This window comes from Salipiger sp. PrR007, assembly GCF_010499845.1.
Classification (GTDB): Bacteria; Pseudomonadota; Alphaproteobacteria; order Rhodobacterales; family Rhodobacteraceae; genus Salipiger; species Salipiger pacificus_A.
This window is the reverse complement of record NZ_JAAGOZ010000007.1, coordinates 147,845-168,466: the sequence shown is the minus strand read 5'-3', so window position 1 is coordinate 168,466 and position 20,622 is coordinate 147,845. Positions and strand designations below refer to the sequence as shown.

The 20,622-nt window shown below is 63.8% G+C and carries 23 protein-coding genes and 1 tRNA gene; 17 read left to right on the top strand and 7 right to left on the bottom strand.

Going from position 1 to position 20,622, the window contains the following annotated elements; translation table 11 throughout:
* From G0Q01_RS00760 to G0Q01_RS00725, 8 genes are all read left to right on the top strand, one after another.
* Positions 1-402, top strand: a complete 402-nt coding sequence (locus G0Q01_RS00760) for a hypothetical protein (RefSeq protein WP_164212928.1) — start codon at positions 1-3, stop codon at positions 400-402.
* Entirely contained in the window at positions 399-821 is a 423-nt protein-coding gene (locus tag G0Q01_RS00755; protein ID WP_164212927.1) for a DUF4376 domain-containing protein, read from the top strand. The genes G0Q01_RS00760 and G0Q01_RS00755 overlap by 4 nt, the downstream gene beginning before the upstream one ends.
* A 78-nt stretch (positions 822-899) precedes the next feature.
* Positions 900-1,538 carry a hypothetical protein gene (locus G0Q01_RS00750; RefSeq protein WP_164212926.1) on the top strand — a complete coding sequence of 213 codons (639 nt, stop codon included), beginning with the start codon at positions 900-902 and terminating at the stop codon, positions 1,536-1,538.
* Positions 1,539-1,802: 264 nt separating this feature from the next.
* Positions 1,803-1,961, top strand: coding sequence for a hypothetical protein (locus G0Q01_RS00745; RefSeq protein ID WP_164212925.1), 159 nt, complete (start codon positions 1,803-1,805; stop codon positions 1,959-1,961).
* A gap of 415 nt (positions 1,962-2,376) precedes the next feature.
* Positions 2,377-3,180 carry an N-acetylmuramoyl-L-alanine amidase gene (locus tag G0Q01_RS00740; RefSeq protein ID WP_164212924.1) on the top strand — a complete coding sequence of 268 codons (804 nt, stop codon included), beginning with the start codon at positions 2,377-2,379 and terminating at the stop codon, positions 3,178-3,180.
* Positions 3,177-3,467 (top strand): DUF6527 family protein, encoded by a 291-nt coding sequence (locus tag G0Q01_RS00735; protein ID WP_164212923.1) that lies wholly within the window; start codon positions 3,177-3,179, stop codon positions 3,465-3,467. Before G0Q01_RS00740 ends, G0Q01_RS00735 begins: the two co-directional genes overlap by 4 nt.
* An 81-nt stretch (positions 3,468-3,548) precedes the next feature.
* Complete coding sequence (locus tag G0Q01_RS00730; RefSeq protein WP_235939403.1) at positions 3,549-3,917, top strand: hypothetical protein; 369 nt, start codon at positions 3,549-3,551, stop codon at positions 3,915-3,917.
* Between the two features lie 125 nt (positions 3,918-4,042).
* Positions 4,043-4,225, top strand: a complete 183-nt coding sequence (locus tag G0Q01_RS00725; RefSeq protein ID WP_164212922.1) for a hypothetical protein — start codon at positions 4,043-4,045, stop codon at positions 4,223-4,225.
* Between the two features lie 1,036 nt (positions 4,226-5,261).
* Here G0Q01_RS00725 and G0Q01_RS00720 read toward each other — a convergent pair.
* From G0Q01_RS00720 to G0Q01_RS00710, 3 genes are read right to left on the bottom strand one after another with little or no spacing between them, the layout of a single operon-like run.
* Complete coding sequence (locus G0Q01_RS00720; RefSeq protein ID WP_370526673.1) at positions 5,262-6,686, bottom strand: phosphotransferase; 1,425 nt, start codon at positions 6,684-6,686, stop codon at positions 5,262-5,264.
* Positions 6,683-7,570: a HAMP domain-containing sensor histidine kinase gene (locus G0Q01_RS00715; protein WP_164212920.1), complete on the bottom strand. Its 888-nt coding sequence runs from the start codon at positions 7,568-7,570 to the stop codon at positions 6,683-6,685. The genes G0Q01_RS00720 and G0Q01_RS00715 overlap by 4 nt, the downstream gene beginning before the upstream one ends.
* The gene (locus G0Q01_RS00710) at positions 7,567-9,402 is read right to left on the bottom strand and encodes an AAA family ATPase (RefSeq protein ID WP_164212919.1); all 1,836 of its coding nucleotides are present in this window, start codon (positions 9,400-9,402) and stop codon (positions 7,567-7,569) included. Before G0Q01_RS00710 ends, G0Q01_RS00715 begins: the two co-directional genes overlap by 4 nt.
* Positions 9,403-10,171: 769 nt before the next feature.
* Here G0Q01_RS00710 and G0Q01_RS00705 point away from each other — a divergent pair.
* The 9 genes from G0Q01_RS00705 to G0Q01_RS00665 all read left to right on the top strand — a co-directional run bounded on the left by G0Q01_RS00705 (position 10,172) and on the right by G0Q01_RS00665 (position 16,610).
* Positions 10,172-10,245 (top strand) — tRNA-Cys (locus G0Q01_RS00705).
* Between the two features lie 304 nt (positions 10,246-10,549).
* Positions 10,550-11,635 (top strand): pyrimidine utilization protein A, encoded by a 1,086-nt coding sequence (gene rutA, locus G0Q01_RS00700; protein WP_164189581.1) that lies wholly within the window; start codon positions 10,550-10,552, stop codon positions 11,633-11,635.
* An 8-nt stretch (positions 11,636-11,643) separates the two neighbouring features.
* A complete protein-coding gene (locus G0Q01_RS00695) occupies positions 11,644-12,339 on the top strand; it encodes an isochorismatase family protein (protein WP_203594853.1) in 696 nt (231 codons plus the stop codon).
* A complete protein-coding gene (rutC, locus tag G0Q01_RS00690) occupies positions 12,332-12,718 on the top strand; it encodes a pyrimidine utilization protein C (protein WP_164189577.1) in 387 nt (128 codons plus the stop codon). The genes G0Q01_RS00695 and rutC overlap by 8 nt, the downstream gene beginning before the upstream one ends.
* Positions 12,715-13,485, top strand: a complete 771-nt coding sequence (gene rutD, locus G0Q01_RS00685) for a pyrimidine utilization protein D (protein ID WP_164189575.1) — start codon at positions 12,715-12,717, stop codon at positions 13,483-13,485. Before rutC ends, rutD begins: the two co-directional genes overlap by 4 nt.
* A gap of 98 nt (positions 13,486-13,583) precedes the next feature.
* Positions 13,584-13,937 (top strand): hypothetical protein, encoded by a 354-nt coding sequence (locus G0Q01_RS00680; protein ID WP_164189573.1) that lies wholly within the window; start codon positions 13,584-13,586, stop codon positions 13,935-13,937.
* Positions 13,938-14,052: 115 nt separating this feature from the next.
* Positions 14,053-14,637, top strand: coding sequence for a copper chaperone PCu(A)C (locus G0Q01_RS00675; RefSeq protein WP_164189571.1), 585 nt, complete (start codon positions 14,053-14,055; stop codon positions 14,635-14,637).
* Between the two features lie 11 nt (positions 14,638-14,648).
* Entirely contained in the window at positions 14,649-15,251 is a 603-nt protein-coding gene (locus tag G0Q01_RS00670; RefSeq protein ID WP_164189569.1) for an SCO family protein, read from the top strand.
* Positions 15,252-15,371: 120 nt separating this feature from the next.
* Positions 15,372-16,610: a lytic murein transglycosylase gene (locus G0Q01_RS00665; protein ID WP_164212918.1), complete on the top strand. Its 1,239-nt coding sequence runs from the start codon at positions 15,372-15,374 to the stop codon at positions 16,608-16,610.
* Between the two features lie 28 nt (positions 16,611-16,638).
* Here the strand turns inward: G0Q01_RS00665 and G0Q01_RS00660 are convergent, their stop codons facing one another.
* The 4 genes from G0Q01_RS00660 to G0Q01_RS00645 form a co-directional block, all read right to left on the bottom strand.
* Entirely contained in the window at positions 16,639-17,133 is a 495-nt protein-coding gene (locus tag G0Q01_RS00660; protein ID WP_164189565.1) for a hypothetical protein, read from the bottom strand.
* A gap of 242 nt (positions 17,134-17,375) precedes the next feature.
* Complete coding sequence (locus G0Q01_RS00655) at positions 17,376-18,887, bottom strand: sulfotransferase (RefSeq protein ID WP_164189563.1); 1,512 nt, start codon at positions 18,885-18,887, stop codon at positions 17,376-17,378.
* Positions 18,884-19,108, bottom strand: coding sequence for a hypothetical protein (locus tag G0Q01_RS00650; RefSeq protein ID WP_108968313.1), 225 nt, complete (start codon positions 19,106-19,108; stop codon positions 18,884-18,886). Before G0Q01_RS00650 ends, G0Q01_RS00655 begins: the two co-directional genes overlap by 4 nt.
* Positions 19,109-19,163: 55 nt before the next feature.
* Entirely contained in the window at positions 19,164-20,534 is a 1,371-nt protein-coding gene (locus tag G0Q01_RS00645; RefSeq protein WP_164189561.1) for an arylsulfotransferase family protein, read from the bottom strand.
* Positions 20,535-20,622: the final 88 nt, after the last annotated feature.

Sequence of the window (20,622 nt, the reverse complement as noted above, 5' to 3'; positions counted from 1 at the left end):
ATGCCCACCTATGTGGAGCTTGATGAGAATAACTGCGTAATCTCGGCCGGTCACAGCAAGGATATGCCCGAGGGAGCCTTTACCTTGCCAGACCTGCCGGACGGGCAGGATTGGGACTTGGGCGCTCTGGCCGGGGCCTACATGGTGGAGGGCGAGCTGCAGCCTCGCCCGTCCATCGCGCCGGAGCTGAGCGGATCGGAGGTTACCATCCCGCCCGTGCCGGTGGGCACCATGGTCATGGTGTTCGAGCAGTTCACCCCGGAGGCGCTGCTGAACGTCACCACCGATGTCGAAGGTTGGACGGAAACCATCCATCTGCCGGACGCCGGGCGCTACTCCATCGATATCTGCCCGCCGCGCCCGTTCGTGAGCACAAGCACATCGCTGGGGGTGAGCGCATGATCACCTTGAACCGGGCGCAGGCGAGCGTCGATGCGGAAGCGGCGGACCGGAGAGCGTCCCTCAAGATCGCCATCGATGGCGAGCGGGATCGGCGCATCAACGGCGGCTTTACCTTTGGCGGTGTGCGTTATCAGACCCGGCCTGAGGATCGCGAGAACATGGCCGGGGCGGCGACAAGCGCACTCGCGGCGATCACCGACGGGGCGCAGCCTGGCGACCTTCGCTGGCACGGCGGGAGCAAAGACTTCGCGTGGATCGCGCAGGATAACACGCTGGTGCCAATGGATGCGCAGACGATGCTTGCTTTCGGCCAGGCCGCGATGGCGCACAAGCAGGCACACATCTTTGCGGCCCGCGCGCTGAAGGACATGCCGGAAGCGCCGAGCGACATCACCGACGACGCGCTCTGGCCGTCCTAAGCGAGACCGGCTCGGCCAAGCTCTGATCTTTGGCCGGGCAGGCACAACAGCAGCCTTCGAGAACTGCAAGGACCTCCCATGCTTTTGAAAGACTTTCTGCCGCGCGTCCGCACGGGCGCGGGGCTTGTGCGCGACTTCCTTTACCTCGTCGGTGTGGTCACCCCGATGATGCTGGTCTTCCTTTACGGCCTCTATGCCTACAATCGCGAGTGGATCGTGGGCACGGTAAAGGCCGAGCTGGGCATAGACGGCCTAGCAACGGAAGGGGCAGTGACGCGCCTTGCCGAAACCGTCGAGGGGCTGGCCGAAGATGTGCGGCGTGCGACGGGTGAGGATCGAGTCATTCGGCAGCCGCAGGGGCTCTCCTATGTGGAAGAGCCGGTCTCGATCGGCGAGAACGTGGTGCTCTGGCTCACGGTGGCGCGCACTCGGCTTGGGAAAGACTGCCGTCTCACCGACTGGACGCCGCTCTTCACCGATAGCCGCAATGTGCCGCTGGCTGGCACGCGCCCGCACGCGAGCGGCGTCCGGCGCCAGATTGGCGATGAATTCGAGAAGCTACGCGTCGAGATGATCCCGCCGCCGGGTCTCGTTCCGGGGCGGATCGAGCTTTACCTCGTGCTGGACTACGAATGCCCGAGCGATCGTGATGGCACCCGCGCCATCACCCGCGTGCCGGACCGCACTGACGTGGTGACCTACCAGCTGCTGGGGTGAGCGCGACGACCTGCAGGCGAAGGGTTGCATCACGTCCGCACGCTGCCCAGCCAAGCTTCTCATCCCTACGTGCCTATGATCAGGACTTCAAAGGCTCGGATGCGCACGCCGCGCTCGGAAACAAACGTACCACGGAAACCTGAGTGTCCTAAGAAAATCCAATGACAGAAGGGGGCCGAAGTGAGCGCGGCGCCCGGCCTCGGTTGGCCAGATAATCCCGCAAGGGGTTAAGTTCCGAGGCCTGAACCCTCCCGAGATTCGGGGATGAAAGTGAGAGTCCGCGCCGCGCTCAAGGCTCAATCTAACGCTGAACTCAGGATTGTCACGCCCGGCTTCGTGCACGACGTGATCGAGTTCTCCCTGATGATGGACAATGACTGCGGCGGCAAACGCATGCCGGACCGTACCTACGTGGTGACCTAGCAGGTGCTCGGGCGAGGTGAGCGCGACGCAGAGCTTTCGCTTTGCGTTCAACTTACGGAACGGGCGACTTTCTGGGAAAAGACCACACCGCGCCGCGCTCGCAGAAAGCCTGGGGCCGGTGCTCCCGCAAATCAATTGCCGAGATTCAATGAAAAGAGATCGGCATTTTTCTGCTCAGGTTGGGGAGCGCGACCCGATATCTCCGCAGTGGCCAGTTCCTGTGGAAGCTACTGGCATGCAGGGGGCCGCGCTCGCGCACCGGGCTGCGCTGCAAGGATCGGAAGCATAGCGCGGCCGTCTCGCTGTTGCGCATCACGAGAACTGCCGCGCGCCCGTCGCGCAGCGCTTCAATAGCACAGTTTTACTGATTCCTCACGCCCGGCTTCATGCCGGGCTTTTTTCATGGGAGATCGCAATGAGACAGGAAATCCGCGCCCTCCAGGCCGGGGCGAATGCGCTCGGCTTCTTGGCCGGGCCTGAAGACGGCCTCTGGGGGCCGCGCAGCGAGGCAGGAATGCTCGCGCTGCTGGCGGCGCACGAGGGCCGCTGGGGGGATGCGGTCGAGCAGATGCATCAGGCGATCATCGACCTCGGATACCTCGCCGCCGGACCGGTCAGCCGCGTCTGGACGCCCGAGCTTGACCGCGGGCTGCGCGCTCTGGTCGAGGGAGAGGGCCGGCCGCGGGCGGGTGCGATCGTCGAGGATGTTGCGTTGTCGCCCGGCTGGGGTGGCTGGCTCTCGCACGAAAAGCAAATTCTGCAAGGAGGCGCCGGCTACCTGGTCAGCCTGTTCGTGCTGCATACCACGGCCACCTCGGAGACCTGGTGGAGGGGCAAGTCCAACCGGCAGATGTTCGAGGAAGTGCGGAGCTGGCACCTCGCCAACGGCTGGCGCGACATCGGCTATCACGGGCTGATCTTCCCGGATGGAGAGGTCATCGAAGGCCGCGCCTGGTCCGAGATCGGCGCGCATGTCATCGGCCACAACGCGGGCTCCCTCGGCTACTCGATGGTCCCGGTGAAGACCGTGACGCACATGGGCGCGGCCGAGGATTTCTACACCGCCGAGACGCTAAAGGCGATGCGCGGCGTGATCGCCAAGGCGTGCAACGCCACGCAAATCCGCCGGATCGCCGGGCACAACGAATTTGCGAACAAGCTCTGCCCGGGCTTCAAGGTCGAGGATGCGGCGTGGGTACCGCTGGGGTGGGCCGCATGACCCGCGCCGTCCACTACCGCGACCGTAACGCCTTCCTTCAAGACCAGGTGCGCGGCTCGTTCTGGATCAGCGGGCCGGACGAGAAGGGCGAGCAAAACTTCATCTTCTTCTGCCCGTGCGGTTGCGGCGACAAGTCAGTGCTGAAGATCGGCAACGGATTTAAGCCGAAGCACAGCCCGAGCTGGTGCTGGAATGGCTCGACCGCTGCAGCCGAGCTCGCGCCCTCGGTCATTTGGCAAGGCCACTGGCACGGCTGGCTTCAGGCGGGCGTCTGGCGCGCCTGCTGATGCCCTTTCTCCCAATCACCGACTGGCGTCTCGCGCTGGTCCTCTCTGCGGCGCTCTGCCGCCTTCCGAAAGGTTCCCAAGATGGACTTCCTCAAAGCTTTCTTCTCCAGCCCGGAGCTGGTGCAGGCGATCGCCGGGCTGCTCGGCATCGCGCTCATGCTGATCATCAATCGCGGCGCGGCGGCCTTCGAAGCCTTCACCGGCATCAGGATCGAGGCGGCGGCGCGTGAGGCGCTGCATTCGGCCATAAAGTCGGGCGTCGAGGCTGCGCTCTTCGAAGGCCCTGATGCTGGCTTTGAGGTGATTAAGGCACACGCGATCTACCACGCGCAGCAGTCCGTCCCGGATGCGATCGCGCGGCTGGTGCCCGGCGACGGTGTGCTCGACCGCCTCGCGCTGCGGTACTACCGAGAGGCCATGGATCGGGCGGGGGTACAGATCCCCGCGTGAGGGGCGCCCGTCTACTGGTTGACAAGAGCCCGGCCGGCGTGCCGGGCTCTCGTGTCTTCATCTCGTTTTGTTCTCATTCTAATCTGCGGCTCATGTGGACGCGGAAGAAAACAATAATCGCGGGCATGGCGCTCATTGACGATTGGACGGTCTGCAAAGATCGCCAGCCGGTTGGCCGTGTCTACCTGACCCACATCAGCGATCCAGTATTGAACTGGATGTGGATCGTCCAGGTCGCACCCGTGGGGCAGGGCTATTCGCCGAGCTTGGCCGAGGCTTTGGAAGAGGTCCGGCGGCGCGTCGAGTGATCCACCGGGCCCGGGTTTTCTGGACTCGTGCCGCTTGGCGGCTCGTAGCCTTAAGCGACAGGTAGAAGTACCGGATGAGTGTTGGGTCTGCGGCTCGGAAGCGTTAGCGCCAGACCCTGCTTCCGCACTCAGGTTAACTTGTATTGGTTCCATGCTTTCATTTGGCGGGGATCGAAGTGGTCCAATTACAACAGTTATACCGCAACCTAAGCGGTTCTTCGCTGTGAGTTGTCGCAACATATTTGGGCTGTTAGCTTCCTCGAACTTGTACAGTGGTAAAGGACAAACACTTGAGACCCCAGTTTTTAACGGTTGCGGCTTTTGCTCTGCTCGTTTCTGCATGTGCGACTACAGACGTCCAACAACTTACTCAGACCAGCTTCAAAGTCTCGACGCGTGGAGCACCAGCTTGCGGTCCAGCGGGCACTCGCAACGTAGCGTTCCGCACCGCTGCAGTGGAAGTAATTCGCCGTGGCCATGATCTGTTCATCATCGAAGGTGACACTACAGGTTACGACGGCTGGTCCGGCGTCAACCAGCAAGGGATGGTTGTCCAGCTAATTGCACCTAACTCACCGGATGCGAAGAACGCGCTTTCGGCGCGGCAGACGCTCGGAGCGGATTGGCAGAGCGTCGTTCAGAAGGGCACTCCAACTACCTGCACGACTTGAACCGAGTAGCGCCGCTGTAACTTCGAAATACGGCGGCGCTGAAGGCTAGAGTTGCATTGCCGCGATCAGCGCAGCAAGTGGCGGCTATTGTACGCCTCCGGCGAGGGCCGTCTGACGGGGATTTGGGTGTGAGCAAGGTCAACAGAGCCGAAACGAAGGGCGGGGAGCTGCCGTTCGCTGCGGTCTGGACTAACGGCAGCAGTGCGCAAGAGCTGCCGTTCGGCATCGTAGTATGCAAACGTCGGCTTCGCACTCATCTTGGCAACACCGTCTTCATGCAAATAGTCACCAGAGCAGCCGTATACTCACAGACCCCCTTCGCTTCTCCGAAAGGACCTCGAAATTTGGCGCACTTTCGATGATCGTCAGGTCGCCGCCCAGCAAGCCTGTACACCGTCGAGTAGGGCTAGAACTCTGTCCTTGTCGGTGTCGTCATATTTCAACTGGCGCAGCAAATAGCAGTATGCGCATACGGCCAGCTCGCGTCGGCCTGTAGCAAGGCTGTTCGACCAAGTCCTACAGGCCCGAATGAACTCCGGCATTGGGCAATCGACGACATAGGCATCCAATTCATGCCATTTGCGGCAGGCATCGGGCGTGGGCCAAGCTGCGCCAAGCGTTGGATTTTCTTGGAGGACCGCACTAAGTTCGAGCGACACGGGATCGTAGGCGGCGGACCCTGGGCCGACATCGCCATAATCTATCACCAGCACCCTGCCATCCGGCGCAACGAGGATGTTCTCGCCGTGCAGGTCTCCGTGTACGCAACACCATCGCGTCTGAATTTGGCGCCTCTCGAATTCTGGCGCCCATGTGAGCCCATAATCTGCGTGAAGTTTCGCAGCCCATTCGTCCGACAACCAGGACCGCCGGATCGAGGCGATCGTCTTAGGCTCTTCGTTTCGGCCAATAGACCAGCCGGAAAGTGCCTCCGCCGTAGCCGCGACCGCTCTCGCCGCTAATGCGTCCTCGGCTGCCATGGTCAAAAACATCGAAGCTTCATGACCGCTTGCAAGTTGATAGAAGATGCCCGCTGTCGCGCCCGCACCGAACTCCAACAGCTTCATTTTGCGTGGGGTCGCCCCACCGTCAAGCAGCACAATATGCGCGTCATGCCGCCTCTCCTCGTCGATCATCTTGTGTAGCTCGCCCAGCTTCGCCACTACCTCCCGAATCAATGCGCCCGTCCGATCGATCAGCTGAAGCCGCAAAGTGCTCGCGCCTGATTTTCCCGACCCGATCGGGTACACAGCGCAACGCCGGGCGTTGAAGTTCTTGGCAAAGATCCGAACAAGGCGATCTTCGGCCATGCTCAAGTTTAGACCCTCGCACTGCAACTCGACGTCGGACAAGGCGCGGATCGCGGCGACGACCTTGCTAATTATCTCCGGTGCCTCATCCAGCTGGATCTTCTTCAAAAACTCGACAGTATGGACCTTGTGGCCCTCGCTCCAGATATCTGAATCGTGCTTCTGTTCAATTAGCGGCCGAATGAAATCCTCTGACGGCGACGCGGTGAGCACAAGGATCTTCGTGCCCGGCGACACTTTGCGGATGTGATGAAACACATACTTGCCATGTTCGGGGTCGAGATCGGTCGTCCCTTTGGCAGTGGGGATTTTCAGGTCTAGGATGGCGAAATCAAAGAACCCAGTTTCCAGCTGTGCCAACGCGTCATCGCGGTTGGTCACAAACGTCGGAATCGCGGCCCCACCGGCTTCACCGATGATCCGCTTGAGTTCTTCGATGTAGGCGTCTTCGTCCTCGACGATGAGAATGTGCGCCGTCACTTGCGCCACCGTGCGGTGTAGAGGGCACCGCCATGCTTCGCCGGTTCCAAGGTGAGTGAGCCGATCATTGTTTCGACTGCTTGCCGGGCGATCGCCAAACCGAAGCCGATGTGATCCCTCTTAGTCGAGTTGCCGATCTCAAAGGCAGTCTCGATTGGACCGTTTATGCCGATCCCGTGGTCCACCACCGCCAGCCAATAGTCAACATCGGTGTCACCCCAGTTGATTGTCACGTCATGGGAGTTCGGCTGGGCTGATGCTGCCTGCTGGGCCTCGACCGCATTGCGTATGCCGTTGGCAACTACCATTCGGACGAGCGACGGATCGCTCTTGATCAGAAACGGGCGAGAACCGATCGTTGAGATCCATTCTCGGACCTCGGGGCTGTAAACATCTAGCAGTGCGTCCACGAGCGCCGATAAGTCGAACTCCTGCGGGCGTGGCACGCTGGCGGCGTTCTTCAGCAGCTCGATCGCGTCAAAGACACGACCGACCGTTTCTAGATGTCGCTGGGTGTCGGAACCATCCCAGGAATTGCCAAGCTCACGCTTGGCCGCTAGTCGGACCAGCCCGATCGGCGACGATATCTCGTGGAGAAGGAACCCTGTGATCCATTCCATTGCCTTGCCGTAGATCTGCTTACGCACATCGTCAGACACGACATTGGCTTCGTCCTTTGAACGGTCTGGCGCCTTTTCATTTGCCAGCCGACGAATTGTTTCCTGAAGCGCGTAATTGACGTAAGTGACAGTCTCTTCCCGCTGTGCCTTACGCAGGCGAGTAAGATCGCTCGGACGCCCAACATCACCAAGAATGCGGGCGGCCTGGCCGCGCACATGAGCGGACGGTGCCGTTAGATTCTCCAGCGCGTCTTCTCGTGTCATGCGAGACCTTGTGATCCGTAGAAGTTGGCGCGCTGCCGGAAGGCGGCCGCCCCGCCCTCCATTACCGATGTGACAGCTTGAACGACTGGTGGGTCAGACAGCGCGCCAACGGCGATGGGAAAGCCGCGACGACCATCAGATCCGAGCTGAATGACAAAATCGGCAGCCCCCAGGACCGGAATGTTGGCATTATGCGTGGAGAAAAGCAGCTGGCCATTCGCAGGGCGTGCCAGGATCGACTTGATAAGCGTTTCGGCGATAAAGGCGTTGTCGATGTGGTCCTCGGGCTGGTCCACGATTAGCAAACGCTCCATATGACGCAGAACCAGCGGAAGGATAACCGTGCAACGCTGACCGGTCGAAAGTTCGGCGATGTCTTTATAATCCGGACCATCCATGAGTGAGAATGTGACGTAGTCGTCGACTGGAACGGTCGCGATCCCACCAAGATCCGCATCCTTCAGCGCGACGACGACCTTGGCTGCCCGGTCGATGGTCATTGAACCCCGGGTCGCGATCAATTCGAAATCATCATTGTCCACGGCTTCAAGCAGCTCGCGCGGGCTGATGCGCGGCGCCAACTCGGCAACTAGATCGTTGTACCGAAGGCCGCTGCCACGCAGGGCCTCGACAAGGGCACTGGCAAAGGCCTCCGACTGGCCGCCACGCATCACGTCGATTCGAATACGTGGACCGAGCACATGGTTGAGGTTTGCTGCAGCTTGCCGCCGTGCCTCAAAAAGCGCGGATCGTGTGGCTTCCAACGCATCCAGCGCCTGATTGCGGCGCGCTATGACATCGTCGATGCTAGCGACTCGAGACTTTCGGACGGCCATCAGCGATTCTAGATGCGCCTTGCGCTCACGTAGTAGCTGGCCACGACGGACAATTTCTCCAGCACCAGTTTGAAGCGCTTCGATCTCGCGGCGAAGATTCCTCGCCTGACCCTCGAAGTTCAACTTCTCTTGCGCGACATGGCTGCCCAAATCGACGGTTCCCGCCTCGACTGCAGTTAGTTCTTGTTGACCGTATTTGATATGCTCGATGGCTTTGGCAACTCGCGTGCGCAGCTCTCCAAGTGGATCGCCGCCGGCATTAGCAGGCCATTCCTCATATCGCATCGGGTTGCTGACATCGATCAACGAGCGCTGACGAGCGACTTCGTTGCCGAACCTCTGAATTGCTGTAGCCGCGACGCCCATCAAAGCAATTGTGTTGCTGAGCTCGGCCAACTGAACGCTCTTCGCGTTCGCGTCCGCCGAAAGTGCAGCTAGATGCTCTTCCTGTGGCGCCACCTGATTGATTTGCTCCAAGATGGACGGCATCTCCGCCAAGTGCCGGTCCAGTTCCTCGATGTCCGCACGGATGGTGTCCGCTTCGGATGTCAGCGAGCGGACGGAGGCAACGGCCTCTGTTTCCGTGGATTTAGCTGTGCGCTGGTCTCCAATGAAACCATCCAGCAGCCGCAGACGTCCGCCCGACTGGAGGCCTACGGTCTCAATCTCCGTCTGCGATAGCACGATAGGTGCAAGGAATGGCCCCGAAGCGCGCGGGGCAGTATCGTTGGCTGACCGTGACACAGTGATCCGACGGCCGTCTTCGTTCAAGGTCAACGTGACCTGTCCTGCCCCAAGCACTGAAAGCGCATGCTCACGGCTGCGCTTCGTTGTTTCCGGCGTGTAGCCTTCAACGCCGAGGCAGAATCGGATCAGCTCAATAAGGGTAGTTTTGCCAGTGCCGCGCGCGCCTATGACAACGTTCAGGCCGTACCGCAGCGAAATGTCGAAGCCATTGAGGAACCCCTCCTCAACCTGAATCCGCTCAATGACCATCTTGCTCCCTTCAACCAAGTGCTCCAGCAGATTGATGCTACCAGACGGCCTTCGACTTGCAGCGATCTGCTTTTACCCCAGCTTTGCGTAGGCGTGTGAACTTACTGAGATGGTGTCTCTTCGCAAGAGGGAGATTCACCAATCAACCCAGTCTTCGGCAGGAGCTGTCCACCTTTGTTCCGGCGCCAGCAGACGGAGAAGTGCCATTGCGCCAACCTCAGAATGCGGACGTTCTTCCATCCAGCAGCAAGGGTCTGCTCTATGCCCATGGTGTCGGCGCCTGCGGCCATGGTGCGCCTCGCACCAATGTCATGGAAGGGCTGCGACCAGCCCTCCGCTTCGCCTGGTGCGAACGGCTGGTAAGGGCCGGCTACGTCATGAAGGGGACCACCTGTCGTCCCTTCGCTATGTCGGGTTCCTGCGCCGTCCTGCCTGTCTAGTGCTGCGTATCGACTTGCAGCGCCCGCGTCTCACTGTTGGTGGCGAATGACGTAGCTGGGTCGGCTCCATGTCTCTTCTCGGCTCGCCATCGCCGTCTCACTGCTAGCTGGCTCAGGACGGCACACGGCAAGTACTGGCAATTGCTCATGTGACCGGTCTGAGTGGTGCGATGCGCGCGACCATACGGTGCGTTGCCGGCTATCTTAGTGGCTCTAAGCGGGTCGCAGAACAGAACGAAGACGAAACATGAATGTGTGGCAGACTGTGTGGCAAGAGGGCTTGCGCTTCCGCGTGGCCTCGGCTAAACGCCATGCACCACACGGTATACGGCGAGTTGGCGGAGTGGTGACGCAGCGGATTGCAAATCCGTGCACAGGGGTTCGATTCCCCTACTCGCCTCCAAACACCCCCCTAGATCAATTTCTCCGCACTCTCGTTCGATCAGGCCGAGATGGTGCGTGACGTCGAGCCGGGCGCCTCGCAGAGAGTGACGCCGCCCAGTACCGCGTGCAGCGGAACCGATATTCCCAATACATATTCTGAACATTTTCTGCCACCTGCGGCGCAAAGCGCCCGGGTCTTCAGCATCCGCCTGCTTCATCCCACAAAAATCGCAAAAGTTAATTTTACCGTTTGGTAAAAAAATCTCTGCTGATCTCAGACGGCCTGCGCGCCGCCGGACACCTGTTCAGACAAGAGGTCATGCATGGAAATCGGGGTCTTTCTTCCCATCGGAAACAACGGCTGGCTCATCTCCGAGACCGCGCCGCAGTACAAGCCGAGCTTCGAGCTCAACAAGCAGATCACCCTCAGCGCCGAGAAGCACGGGCTGGATTTTGTGCTCACCATGATCAAGCTGCGTGGGTTCGGCGGCAAGACCGAGTTCTGGGACCACAACCTCGAGAGCTTCACCCTGATGGCCGGGCTCGCCGCCTGCACCAGCAAGATCAAGCTCTATGCCACGGCCGCCTCGCTGGTAATGCCGCCGGCGATCGTCGCGCGCATGGCCGCGACGATCGATTCCATCTCGAACGGCCGCTTCGGGGTGAACCTCGTCACTGGCTGGCAGAAGCCCGAGTACAGCCAGATGGGCATGTGGCCGGGGGATGCGTTCTTCGGCACCCGCTACAAGTATCTCGGCGAATACGCGCAGGTGCTGCGCGACCTCTGGGAGACCGGCAAGAGCGATCTCAAGGGCGAGTTCTTCCAGATGGACGATTGCCGGCTCAGCCCGCAGCCGCAGGCTGACATGAAGGTGATCTGTGCCGGCTCCTCGGATGCAGGCATGGCCTTCTCGGCGCAATATGCCGATTACAATTTCTGCTTCGGCAAGGGGGTGAACACGCCCAAGGCCTTCGCGCCCAACGCAGAGCGCCTCAAGGAAGCCACCGCGAAGACCGGGCGCGACGTGTCGACCTATGCGCTCTTCATGATCATCGCCGACGAGACCGACGAGAAGGCCCGCGCCAAGTGGGAGCACTACAAGCAGGGCGCCGACGAAGAGGCGCTGTCCTGGCTCGGCTTGCAGAGCGCGGCGGACACAACATCAGGCACCGACACCAACGTGCGGCAGATGTCCGATCCGGTTTCGGCGGTGAACATCAACATGGGCACGCTGGTCGGCTCCTACGAGACCGTCGCCCGGATGCTCGACGAAGTGGCAGAAGTTCCCGGCACGGGCGGCGTTCTGCTGACCTTCGACGATTTCGTGCAAGGGGTCGAGGATTTCGGCGCCAGGATCCAGCCGCTCATGGCCTGCCGCAAAGCGGTGCAGGTCGCCGAACCCGCATGAGGACCGAGATGGAAGTTTCCGCACAACCCGAAGCCTTCGGCTTCGATCCCAAGACCACCGCGCTGATCGTGGTGGACATGCAGAACGCCTATGCCACCAAGGGTGGCTACGTCGACCTTGCGGGCTTCGACGTGTCGGGCGCGCGCTCTTGCATAGAGAACATCTCGAAGGTGACGAAGGCCTGCCGTGACGCCGGTGTGCTGGTCACCTTCCTGCAGAACGGCTGGGATCCGGCCTATGTCGAGGCGGGCGGGCCCGACTCTCCCAACGTCAAGAAGTCCAATGCCATCAAGACGATGAAGAAGCGCCCCGAGCTCTGGGGCCAGCTTCTGGCCAAGGGCGGTTGGGACTATGACATCATTGACGAGCTGCAGCCGCAGGAGGGAGATCTGCTCATCCCCAAGCCGCGCTACTCGGGTTTTTTCAACTCCTACCTCGACAGCGCCCTGCGCTCGCGCGGGATCAAGACGCTGGTTTTCACCGGCATCGCCACCAATGTCTGCGTGGAAAGCTCGCTGCGTGACGCCTTCCACCTCGAGTACCATTGCCTGATGCTCGAAGACGCGACCAACCACCTCGGGCCGGACTTCATCCAGAAGGCCTCGGTCTACAACGTCGCCACCTTCTTCGGCTGGGTCTCCAAGACCGACGACTTCTGCGCCGCGCTCATCTCCAAGGAAGAAAAGGAACTTTCGAATGCCTAAGACTCCCGTGATCCCCGAAGGCACCGGCAAGCCGCTCGCACCCTACCTGCCGGGCGTGCTGGCCGACGGGGTGGTCTATGTGTCGGGCACGTTGCCCTTCGACAAGGAAAACAACGTCGTACACGTCGGTGATGCGGCAGCGCAGACCAAGCACGTGCTGGAGACGATCAAGTCGGTGATCGAAACCGCCGGGGGCACGATGGACGACGTGGTGATGAACCACATCTTCGTCACCGACTGGGCCAACTACGGCGCGGTGAACGAGGTCTATGCGACCTATTTTCCGGGCGACAAGCCAGCGCGCTACTGCATCCAATGCGGGTTGGTGAAGCCCGATGCGTTGGTCGAGATCGCCACGGTGGCGGTCATCAAGGGATGAAGTTCACACACTACAAGTGCGGGCGCGAGGGCGCCCGTACGCTTGTCCTGTGCTCGGGCCTCGGCGGGGCGCAGGGCTATTGGACGTCGCATCTCGAGGCGCTGAAACCGCGCTTCGATCTCATTCTATATGACCAGCGCGGCACTGGCGCGAACAGCTGCGCGCTCGGCCCGACCTCGATCGAGGCCATGGCCGATGACGTGCTCGAGATCTGCGACGCCGCCGGGGTGAACCGCTTCGATCTCATAGGGCACGCGCTCGGGGGGCTGGTCGGCTTCGATCTGGCGGCGCGCGAAGAGCGCCGAGTCGAGCGGGTGGTGGCGATCAATGCCTGGCCCGAGATCGACGCCCACACCGCGCGCTGCTTCGACATCCGGCTGGCGACCCTGGCCGGGCAGGGGCTCGCGGCCTTCGCGGCGCTGCAGATGAACTTCCTCTACCCACCATTTTGGATCGCCGCCTTCCCCGAGAAGATCGCCGCCGAGGAGGCGCACGCGGTCGCCCACTTCCAGGGCGCCGAGAATATCAGTCATCGCATCAACGCGCTGCGCGACTTCCGCCTGCCGGCGATCCCCGATGGCTCGGACCTGCTGCTCATCGCCAGCAAGGACGACGCGCTGGTCGACGTGGCCCAGTCCGAGCGGCTGGCGGCACGCCTCCCGGGCGCCAGGCTGGTGATCTTCGATCAGGGCGGCCACGCGGTGAACCTGACCAAGCGCGAAGACTTCGAGGCCGAGGTGCTGCCCTTCCTCTCGGCCCACGTCTGATCCCGGGCGGCGCGCGGTCCGGGTCCATGACCTGCGCCCGGCAGGTGCGGCGTGACGTCCCTTTCCAAGCGCTCCGGATCCCGGCTACAAATCGGGGCATGATCCGCGCGCACGCCCATCGCCTGACCCTCGCCGTCGCCGTCCTCGCGGTGGCGTTGGCAAGTGTCGTCTTCGCGGCGCGGTTGGCGCCCGAGGGGCCGGAGACTGCCAGCCTGCGAAGCTACCTCGCCATGGGCGGCACGCTGGCCGACCTCTGCGAGACGGAAGGCACCCACCACGGCCACCATTGCCCGGTCTGCAACCTTCTGCCCGAGGCGCCCAGAACCGTGCCCCCCGCGCTGGCGCTGCGCATGGATCGAAGCTTTGAGGTGGTCATCCTTCGCGTTCTCGGCCTGCCGCCGCAGCCGGCCAACCCCCGGAGCTCTCCGCGAGCCCCGCCGGCGCTGGCCTGACCCGGGCCCGCGGCGCAGGCGCCGCACTCTCGAACACACCCGCCGGGCCGGTACGCCCGGATCATGTCCCGCGCAGGCAGCGGTGCGACCGCGCGCGCGTCGGAGGAGACCCCCAATGAAGACCACCCTGATCACCGCCCTCGGCTTCGCGCTGCTGTCGTCTGCTGGCGCCCATGCGGACCACGCGCATGCCGATCACGCCCATGAGGATCACGCGCAGGCAGAGCACAACATGGACCACGGCGCGCAGATGGCCGCGCACGATGGTGCGGTCTACGAAATCGGCGCCCTGCACATCGAAAGGCCGTTCTCGCGCGCCAGCCTGCCGAACCAGCCGGTGGGCGGCGGCTTTTTCACCGTGACCAACACCGGCTCCGAGGATGACCGGCTGATCGCCGCGAGCACCTCGCCGGAGCGGGCCGACCACATGGAGATCCACGAGATGGCCATGGACGGGCAGGTGATGAAGATGCGCGAGCTGCCCGACGGCCTGCCGATCCCCGCGGGCGAGACCGTCGAGCTGAAGCCGGGCGGCTTCCACCTCATGATGATGGGGCTGAAGCAGCCGCTGGTCGAAGGCGAGAGCGTCACCGTCTCGCTCACCTTCGAGCAGGCCGGCACCATCGAGATCCCGCTGGCCATCGGCGCGCCAAACGCCAAGGGCGGCGCGGCCCAGGGTCACATGACCCACGGCAACTGAGAGGGCTGGACGTGAGCAAGCAAGGCATTACCGCCATCCGCATCGCGCTCTGGGGGCTGGTCTTCCTGGCCCTTGTCGCCCTGCTATGGGTCCGCGTCATCGCGCCGCGACTGGAGCAAGATGTCACCGCCTCGCTGGGGCGCGGCGACTATCAGCTGACCGCCACCGACGGCAGCACCTTCACCGAGGACAGCCTGAAGGGCGCCCCTTCGGCAGTGTTCTTCGGCTTCACCCATTGTCCCGAGGTTTGCCCGACCACGCTTGGCGACATTGCCACATGGCAGGAGGGGCTGGGCGAGGCAGGTCAAGAACTGCGGGTCTTCTTCGTCACCGTCGATCCCGAGCGCGACACGGCCGAGCAGCTCGAGCAATACGTCTCCTGGGTGCCCGGGGTGCTGGGGGTCTCTGGATCGCGCGAGCAGATGGACAAGGCGATCAAGGCCTTCCGCATCTACGCCCGCCAGGTGCCGCTGGACGATGGCGGCTACACGATGGATCATTCAGCCATGGTGCTGCTCTTCGACGAGGGCGGCGACTACGCGGGGCTGATCAACTACCAGGAAGATTATGATCGGGCGCTCGGCAAGCTGCGCGCGCTGGTCGGGGCCTCCTGACCGCCGGGGCGGCAAAATCCGTCCGTTGGCAAGGGCTTGCCTATGCTCCGGCAGGCTCTTGCCGGCGCGCCCGAGCCGCGTCAGTCTGGCTGCAAAACCTATAAATGGCGGAGCGGGCAGATGGGCAGCACACGGCGGACTTTCCTGATCACGGGCGGGGCGATGGCCCTGCTGGCAGGCTGCGGAGGCGGCGGCTTTTCGGGCGGCGCAACAGCGCCCGATGATCCCACGCTGCGGCCGCAGCCGAACCCCGGCTGGGACGCCTGGGTTGCCTCGTTCCGCGGCCGCGCGCTGTCGCAGGGCATCTCTGCCCCGACCTATGATGCCGCATTCCGATCGGCGGGCTTCCTGCCCGGCGTGGTCGAACGCGACCGCAGCCAGACCGAGTTCACCCGCACGCTCGAGGACTACCTCGCGATCACTGCCAACGAGCAGAAGGTCAGCCAGGGGCGCTCGGAACTCCGCCGCAATATGGGCGTGCTGCGCGAGATCGAGGCACGCTACGGCGTGCCGCCGCATGTTGTCTGCGCGGTCTGGGGCATGGAAAGCAGTTACGGCACCCGGCGCGGCAACATCCCGGTGATCTCGGCCTGCTCGACGCTGGCCTTTGACGGGCGCCGCGGCGCCTTCTTCGAGCAGCAGACGTTGGCGGCGCTGCGCATCCTCGAGCGCGGCGACATCGATCCCGTGCATCTCACCGGCAGCTGGGCCGGTGCCATGGGCCACACGCAGTTCATTCCCACCACCTACCAGAGCTACGCGGTGGACTTTCGCGGAGACGGGCGGCGGGACATCTGGTCCGAGGATCCCACCGACGGGCTTGCTTCGACCGCCAACTATCTCGCGCGGAGCGGCTGGCGCCGCGGCGAGCCTTGGGGGGTCGAGGTGCTGCTGCCCGCGGGCGGAGCCTCCATGGCCGGGGGCTCGCGCAGCGGCGCGGGCTGGGCCGCGGCAGGGGTGCGCCCGGCGGCGGGCGGATCGCTGCCCACGGGTTCGGGCAAGCTGCTGCTGCCGCAGGGCGCGGCCGGGCCGGCCTTCCTCGTCTATCGCAACTTCAATGTCATCCTGCGCTACAACAACGCGCAGAACTACGGGATCGGGGTCGGCCACCTGTCGGACCGGCTTTTGGGAGCGGGACCGCTGCGCGGAGGCTTCCCGCCGGACCGCTACGGGTTGACCATCGAGGATCGGCGCGAGTTGCAGGGCCGGCTCAATTCGGCGGGCTTTGACGCGGGCACGCCGGACGGGGTGCTGGGCAAGAAGACCACGGCGGCGATCGAAGGCTACCAGGCGCGGGCCGGACTGCCGGTCACCGGCGAGCCGTCGCAGGGGCTTCTGGCGCAGTTGCGGCGCGGCTGAGCGCCGCGCCCCTTCCTTCGGGTGGCGGTCACACCCCCGCGCTGCCACCGAGCGCGGCCTGCAGGTCGGCCAGCGTCTTCTTCTCGGCGTCGGAGACCGCCTCGCCGCCGAAACCGAGGAAGCCGCCCTCCTTGGCCGCCTCGGCGGTGCGGGTGGCCGTGTCGATCAGGAACTCCGAGAAGGCCCCGGCCTCTTCCGGCGCGGTGGTTTTCACCGTGCCGAGGATCTCCGACAGGCGGGTGATCGCGGCCTCGGTGATCTCGGGGGGCTTCTTGCCCTTCACCAGCGCCTTCACCCCGTCCATCGCGGCAGAGCGACCCTCCGAGGTCTTGTAGGCCTCGGCCACCTCGGCGGCGAGCGAGCCTGCGGAGGCATCCTTGAGCGAGCCGGCCATCGCGGCGCTTTCCTGAACCGCGCCGATCAGACCGCCAGGGTCGGCGGCAGTGATTGCCAGCCCGGCGAGCATCGGCGCTTCCAGAACCATCGCCCAGTCGGTCTCTGTGAATTTTTCCTTGTATGCCATGAGAGCCTCCACTCAATCATTGGTGAGTCCGTTGCGGATGTCCGGGGACGGGCCGGCGGAAAAATGACCGGCGCAGGCGCCGGGGTGGGTGCAGGCTGAAAAATCGCTGCCTGCCATCGACTGAAATGGGCGGGTCCGGCCTCGAACCTTCGACCGGTCCCGGTGCTAAAGGCCTGAACCGGAACGCTCGGAGCCTAGCTCAGCCGGGGCGGGTGATCCAGCGCGGACGCGGGCCGCGGCGCCTAGGCGCGCACGGTGGTCACTTTTCCGCCGACGGGAGACAGGGCGCCGGGAAGGACGCCGCGCTGCGCGAGGCGTTCGTAGACCGCGTCCGCCTCGGCAAAGAGGACCGGATCGTAGAGGTCCTGCGGCGCCCGGTCGGGCATGGGGCGGAAATGGGCACTGAAATCGATCCTGCCGGGGGCCACGCCGAGCGCTTCGCAGAGTGCCTCGAGCGTCTCCTGCGGGTCGGCACGCATGTCGTCCTGCAGCGCGAAGAGGCAGCGGTCCTCGAAGGGTTGCACGTAGCGGAAGGCCTGCAGCCAGTAGTTGATCCAATAGTCCGGCGTCGTGGTCTCAAAGGCGGCGGGATCGAAGCCGGGAAAGAGCAGCGGCCTGTGGATCCGACCGAACTCGAAATGGCCGATGTCGCGCATGTATCGGCGAATGAACTCGTCGTCCGCTTGCAGCTTCAGAAAGTTCAGGTGCTGGCGCAGAAGCGAGGCGGCATGGGTCTCGGGCCGGCGCAACGGCACCACGATGCGGCAGCCGGGGAAAGCCTCGAGCAGATAGGGGATGCGGGCAATATTCGCATTGTTTTTCGAGCAGTAGCGGGCCGGGCCCTCTGGGCTGCGGGCGTGGATTACCTTGCGCATCTGGCGGGCGATGAAGGCCTCGGCGGTGGGGTCGCGGTCTTCGGCCTGCCAGAGCGCGATGCCTTCGGCGCGGTACTTGCCGGGCCAGAGCGTCTTCCACAGCACCTCCTCGAAGGCCTCGGGGCTGTCGAGGTCGATCTCCAGACCGTCACCATGGGCGCGCTCGTGCCGCCCCACGTCGCGCCCCCGCCCGCCGGCGAGCCGGTTCCACAGCGCCGGCGCGGTGACGAAGGGCATGTCGCGATAGGTGTGCGTGGCGATGGCGGGCACTTCGTGCAGCGCGTTGAGCAACGCCGTGGTGCCGCCGCGCGCCAGCGAGGTGACAAAGATAGGCGGGCCGGCCGGCTCCTGCACCGCGCCGGGCATCAGCCGGTCCTCGAGCCTCGAGGCGCCCTTCAGCACCGCGGGGCTGGCAAAGGCCAGCATGTGGAAGAAGCGGTCGGCGGTGGAGTAGCGGTTGATCTCTGGCAGCGCCTCGGGATCGTGGCGGCCCGGCCCACGCAGGCGGCGCAGGCCCTCGGCCGCGGCGATCGCAGCCACCGAGACCACGAAGAGGTAGTCGAGCCGCAGCATCAGCGAGAGCACTGCCTCGCGTGGTACCAGACCCATGAGGTCGGCGGCGAGCACCGGCAGCGCGGCCAGCGCCAGAGACAGGACGAAGCGCCAGAAGAGGCCGAAGGCCGCGCCGATCAGCGCGAAACCGGCCCGGCGCACGGCAATCTCCTTGGCGTCGTCGTCGAGCTCATTGTCCATCATCGCGGTGATACCGGTCATCGCTGTGCCGAGCGTGGCGCGGCACAGCGGCACGACCTCACTGCGCCAGAGCCCGAGGCCGAAACCGGCCACGGCCAGCAGCGAGACGAGGAAGGTGGCGATCATTTGCGCGTGCCACTGCGCGCGGCGGCCCGGCTTTTCAGCATCCGCTTGAGCGGGTACCAGACCAGCCCGGCGATGAGCAGGAGCACGCCGAGCAGGATGGCGACGGTGACGGCGATGGCGCCAAGCCCGGCGCCGGGTCCGATATAGGCGGCGGCCGGGTCGGGCAGCCCCATGCCGAAACTCAGAAGCAGGAGCGCCGCAAGGCGTGCAAAAGGCGTCATCTCTCGGGTTCTCCTCGTCGAAAAGGGGGAAAGGGTTGGCGGTCCACGGGCGCGGCTAGGGCTGGGGGCAGGTCTCCCAAGCCGTTTCGAAATAGCCGGGGGGATGGACGTCGGCGTTGGTGATCTCGCCGACATGGGCGTCATCAAAGGCGTTGACATATTCCCAGACCACTTCGCCCTCGGCGCTGGTCTGGATCACCCGGCCGCCGTCAAACTCGGCGATCACCATGCCGCCATCGGGCAGGATCTCGTGCTGGCCGCGGATCGCCGAGAGCATCTTCTGCCCGGGCGCCTCGCCGAAGAGCAGCTCGATCTCGCCGCTGGCGGGATCGACGGCGGTGATATTGGTGATCTTGGGCGTGTCGAGGTCGAGCACCTCGCCGGGGTAATCGGTGCGGTAGACGTTGTTGTTGAAGATCGAGATGCGCCCGTCGGGGCGGAACTCGGGATCGTGCTGGCGCAGCCAGGGGCCGGTCTGGTGCCACTTCACATCCCAGCTGACCGGATCGACAACCATGACGAGGTTGAGATCGCGCATCGAGACCAGCAAGTCCCCGGTCTCGAACTGCGGAAAGGCGGCAGCGTAGGCGGCGGGCAGCTCGCCGACCTTGTTGGAATGCACCAGCTCGTCGCGGTCGGGGGCGTGGCGGCTGAAGTCCGCCCCATTGGCGGTCAGCAGCGCCTCGAGATGGGCGTCGCGGAGTATCTTCGGGATCGACACCTCTTGCTCGATCTCACCCGCCTCGCTGATTTTCAGGATCGTGTCCTCCTTGATCTCCAGCCCGCTCGCCGATGCGGAGAAGGGAGGCATGCGGTCTGGCGCGTCGGAATCGAGCCAGCGCTGGCGGCCAAGCAGCCAGTAGCCGCCGCCCGACGCGGGAACGATCGAATGGTGGGTGCGCTCGCTCAACGCCCAGACCACTTCGCCGCAGGGGGAGAGCTTCACCGTGCCGCAGTACTCGTAGTTGAAGACGACCTCTCCCTTCGGCGTCACCAGCGCGCCGTGCTGGTCGACGTTGAGCGCGCTGGCAAGCGCGCAGACCCGGGTTCTGGCGTCGGGAAAATGGGTGAAATAGTCGAGCGTCCACTTGCGCATCACGTGTCCATCGCGGTGCACCAGCCGGGCTTGGTTTTCGTCGTCGAAGAACCCGGCCATGAAGACCAGCGCGCCGTCGTCGCCGATCTTGTTGATGGTCACGCCGTCGCCCATGCCGCGCGACGGCTGAAGATGGTGGCGCCGGGGGTGGCTGGTCAGATCGTTGTGCCCCAGCGTGGTGAGCATGTCATAGGTGAGTTCGAGTTGTGGGGCGGGGAAGAGATGCTTCCGCGTGGCAACAGAGCCGTACACGAACCCGCCGCCAATAAGGGCGAGCAGCAGGCACACGGAGAATATGCGCCGCGCGAAGGTGTCGGAGAATTGCGACATGAAATGTGGCTTTCAAAAATCTGACGAGCCCCGTCTAAATTAGGAAGGAGCCAGCTCGGCAAGACATGCGTCCAAGCGCCGGTCAGTC

Coding starts and splice junctions, on each gene's coding strand:
- G0Q01_RS00645 (WP_164189561.1), bottom strand. CDS start 20,534: ATGTCGCAATTCTCCGACACCTTCGCGCGGCGCATATTCTCCGTGTGC.
- rutC (WP_164189577.1), top strand. CDS start 12,332: ATGCCTAAGACTCCCGTGATCCCCGAAGGCACCGGCAAGCCGCTCGCA.
- G0Q01_RS00710 (WP_164212919.1), bottom strand. CDS start 9,402: ATGGTCATTGAGCGGATTCAGGTTGAGGAGGGGTTCCTCAATGGCTTC.
- G0Q01_RS00675 (WP_164189571.1), top strand. CDS start 14,053: ATGAAGACCACCCTGATCACCGCCCTCGGCTTCGCGCTGCTGTCGTCT.
- G0Q01_RS00665 (WP_164212918.1), top strand. CDS start 15,372: ATGGGCAGCACACGGCGGACTTTCCTGATCACGGGCGGGGCGATGGCC.
- G0Q01_RS00745 (WP_164212925.1), top strand. CDS start 1,803: ATGAAAGTGAGAGTCCGCGCCGCGCTCAAGGCTCAATCTAACGCTGAA.
- G0Q01_RS00655 (WP_164189563.1), bottom strand. CDS start 18,887: ATGATCGCCACCTTCCTCGTCTCGCTGCTGGCCGTGGCCGGTTTCGGC.
- rutD (WP_164189575.1), top strand. CDS start 12,715: ATGAAGTTCACACACTACAAGTGCGGGCGCGAGGGCGCCCGTACGCTT.
- G0Q01_RS00740 (WP_164212924.1), top strand. CDS start 2,377: ATGAGACAGGAAATCCGCGCCCTCCAGGCCGGGGCGAATGCGCTCGGC.
- G0Q01_RS00750 (WP_164212926.1), top strand. CDS start 900: ATGCTTTTGAAAGACTTTCTGCCGCGCGTCCGCACGGGCGCGGGGCTT.
- G0Q01_RS00755 (WP_164212927.1), top strand. CDS start 399: ATGATCACCTTGAACCGGGCGCAGGCGAGCGTCGATGCGGAAGCGGCG.
- rutA (WP_164189581.1), top strand. CDS start 10,550: ATGGAAATCGGGGTCTTTCTTCCCATCGGAAACAACGGCTGGCTCATC.
- G0Q01_RS00660 (WP_164189565.1), bottom strand. CDS start 17,133: ATGGCATACAAGGAAAAATTCACAGAGACCGACTGGGCGATGGTTCTG.
- G0Q01_RS00695 (WP_203594853.1), top strand. CDS start 11,644: ATGGAAGTTTCCGCACAACCCGAAGCCTTCGGCTTCGATCCCAAGACC.
- G0Q01_RS00730 (WP_235939403.1), top strand. CDS start 3,549: ATGGACTTCCTCAAAGCTTTCTTCTCCAGCCCGGAGCTGGTGCAGGCG.
- G0Q01_RS00680 (WP_164189573.1), top strand. CDS start 13,584: ATGATCCGCGCGCACGCCCATCGCCTGACCCTCGCCGTCGCCGTCCTC.
- G0Q01_RS00760 (WP_164212928.1), top strand. CDS start 1: ATGCCCACCTATGTGGAGCTTGATGAGAATAACTGCGTAATCTCGGCC.
- G0Q01_RS00715 (WP_164212920.1), bottom strand. CDS start 7,570: ATGACACGAGAAGACGCGCTGGAGAATCTAACGGCACCGTCCGCTCAT.
- G0Q01_RS00735 (WP_164212923.1), top strand. CDS start 3,177: ATGACCCGCGCCGTCCACTACCGCGACCGTAACGCCTTCCTTCAAGAC.
- G0Q01_RS00725 (WP_164212922.1), top strand. CDS start 4,043: ATGGCGCTCATTGACGATTGGACGGTCTGCAAAGATCGCCAGCCGGTT.
- G0Q01_RS00650 (WP_108968313.1), bottom strand. CDS start 19,108: ATGACGCCTTTTGCACGCCTTGCGGCGCTCCTGCTTCTGAGTTTCGGC.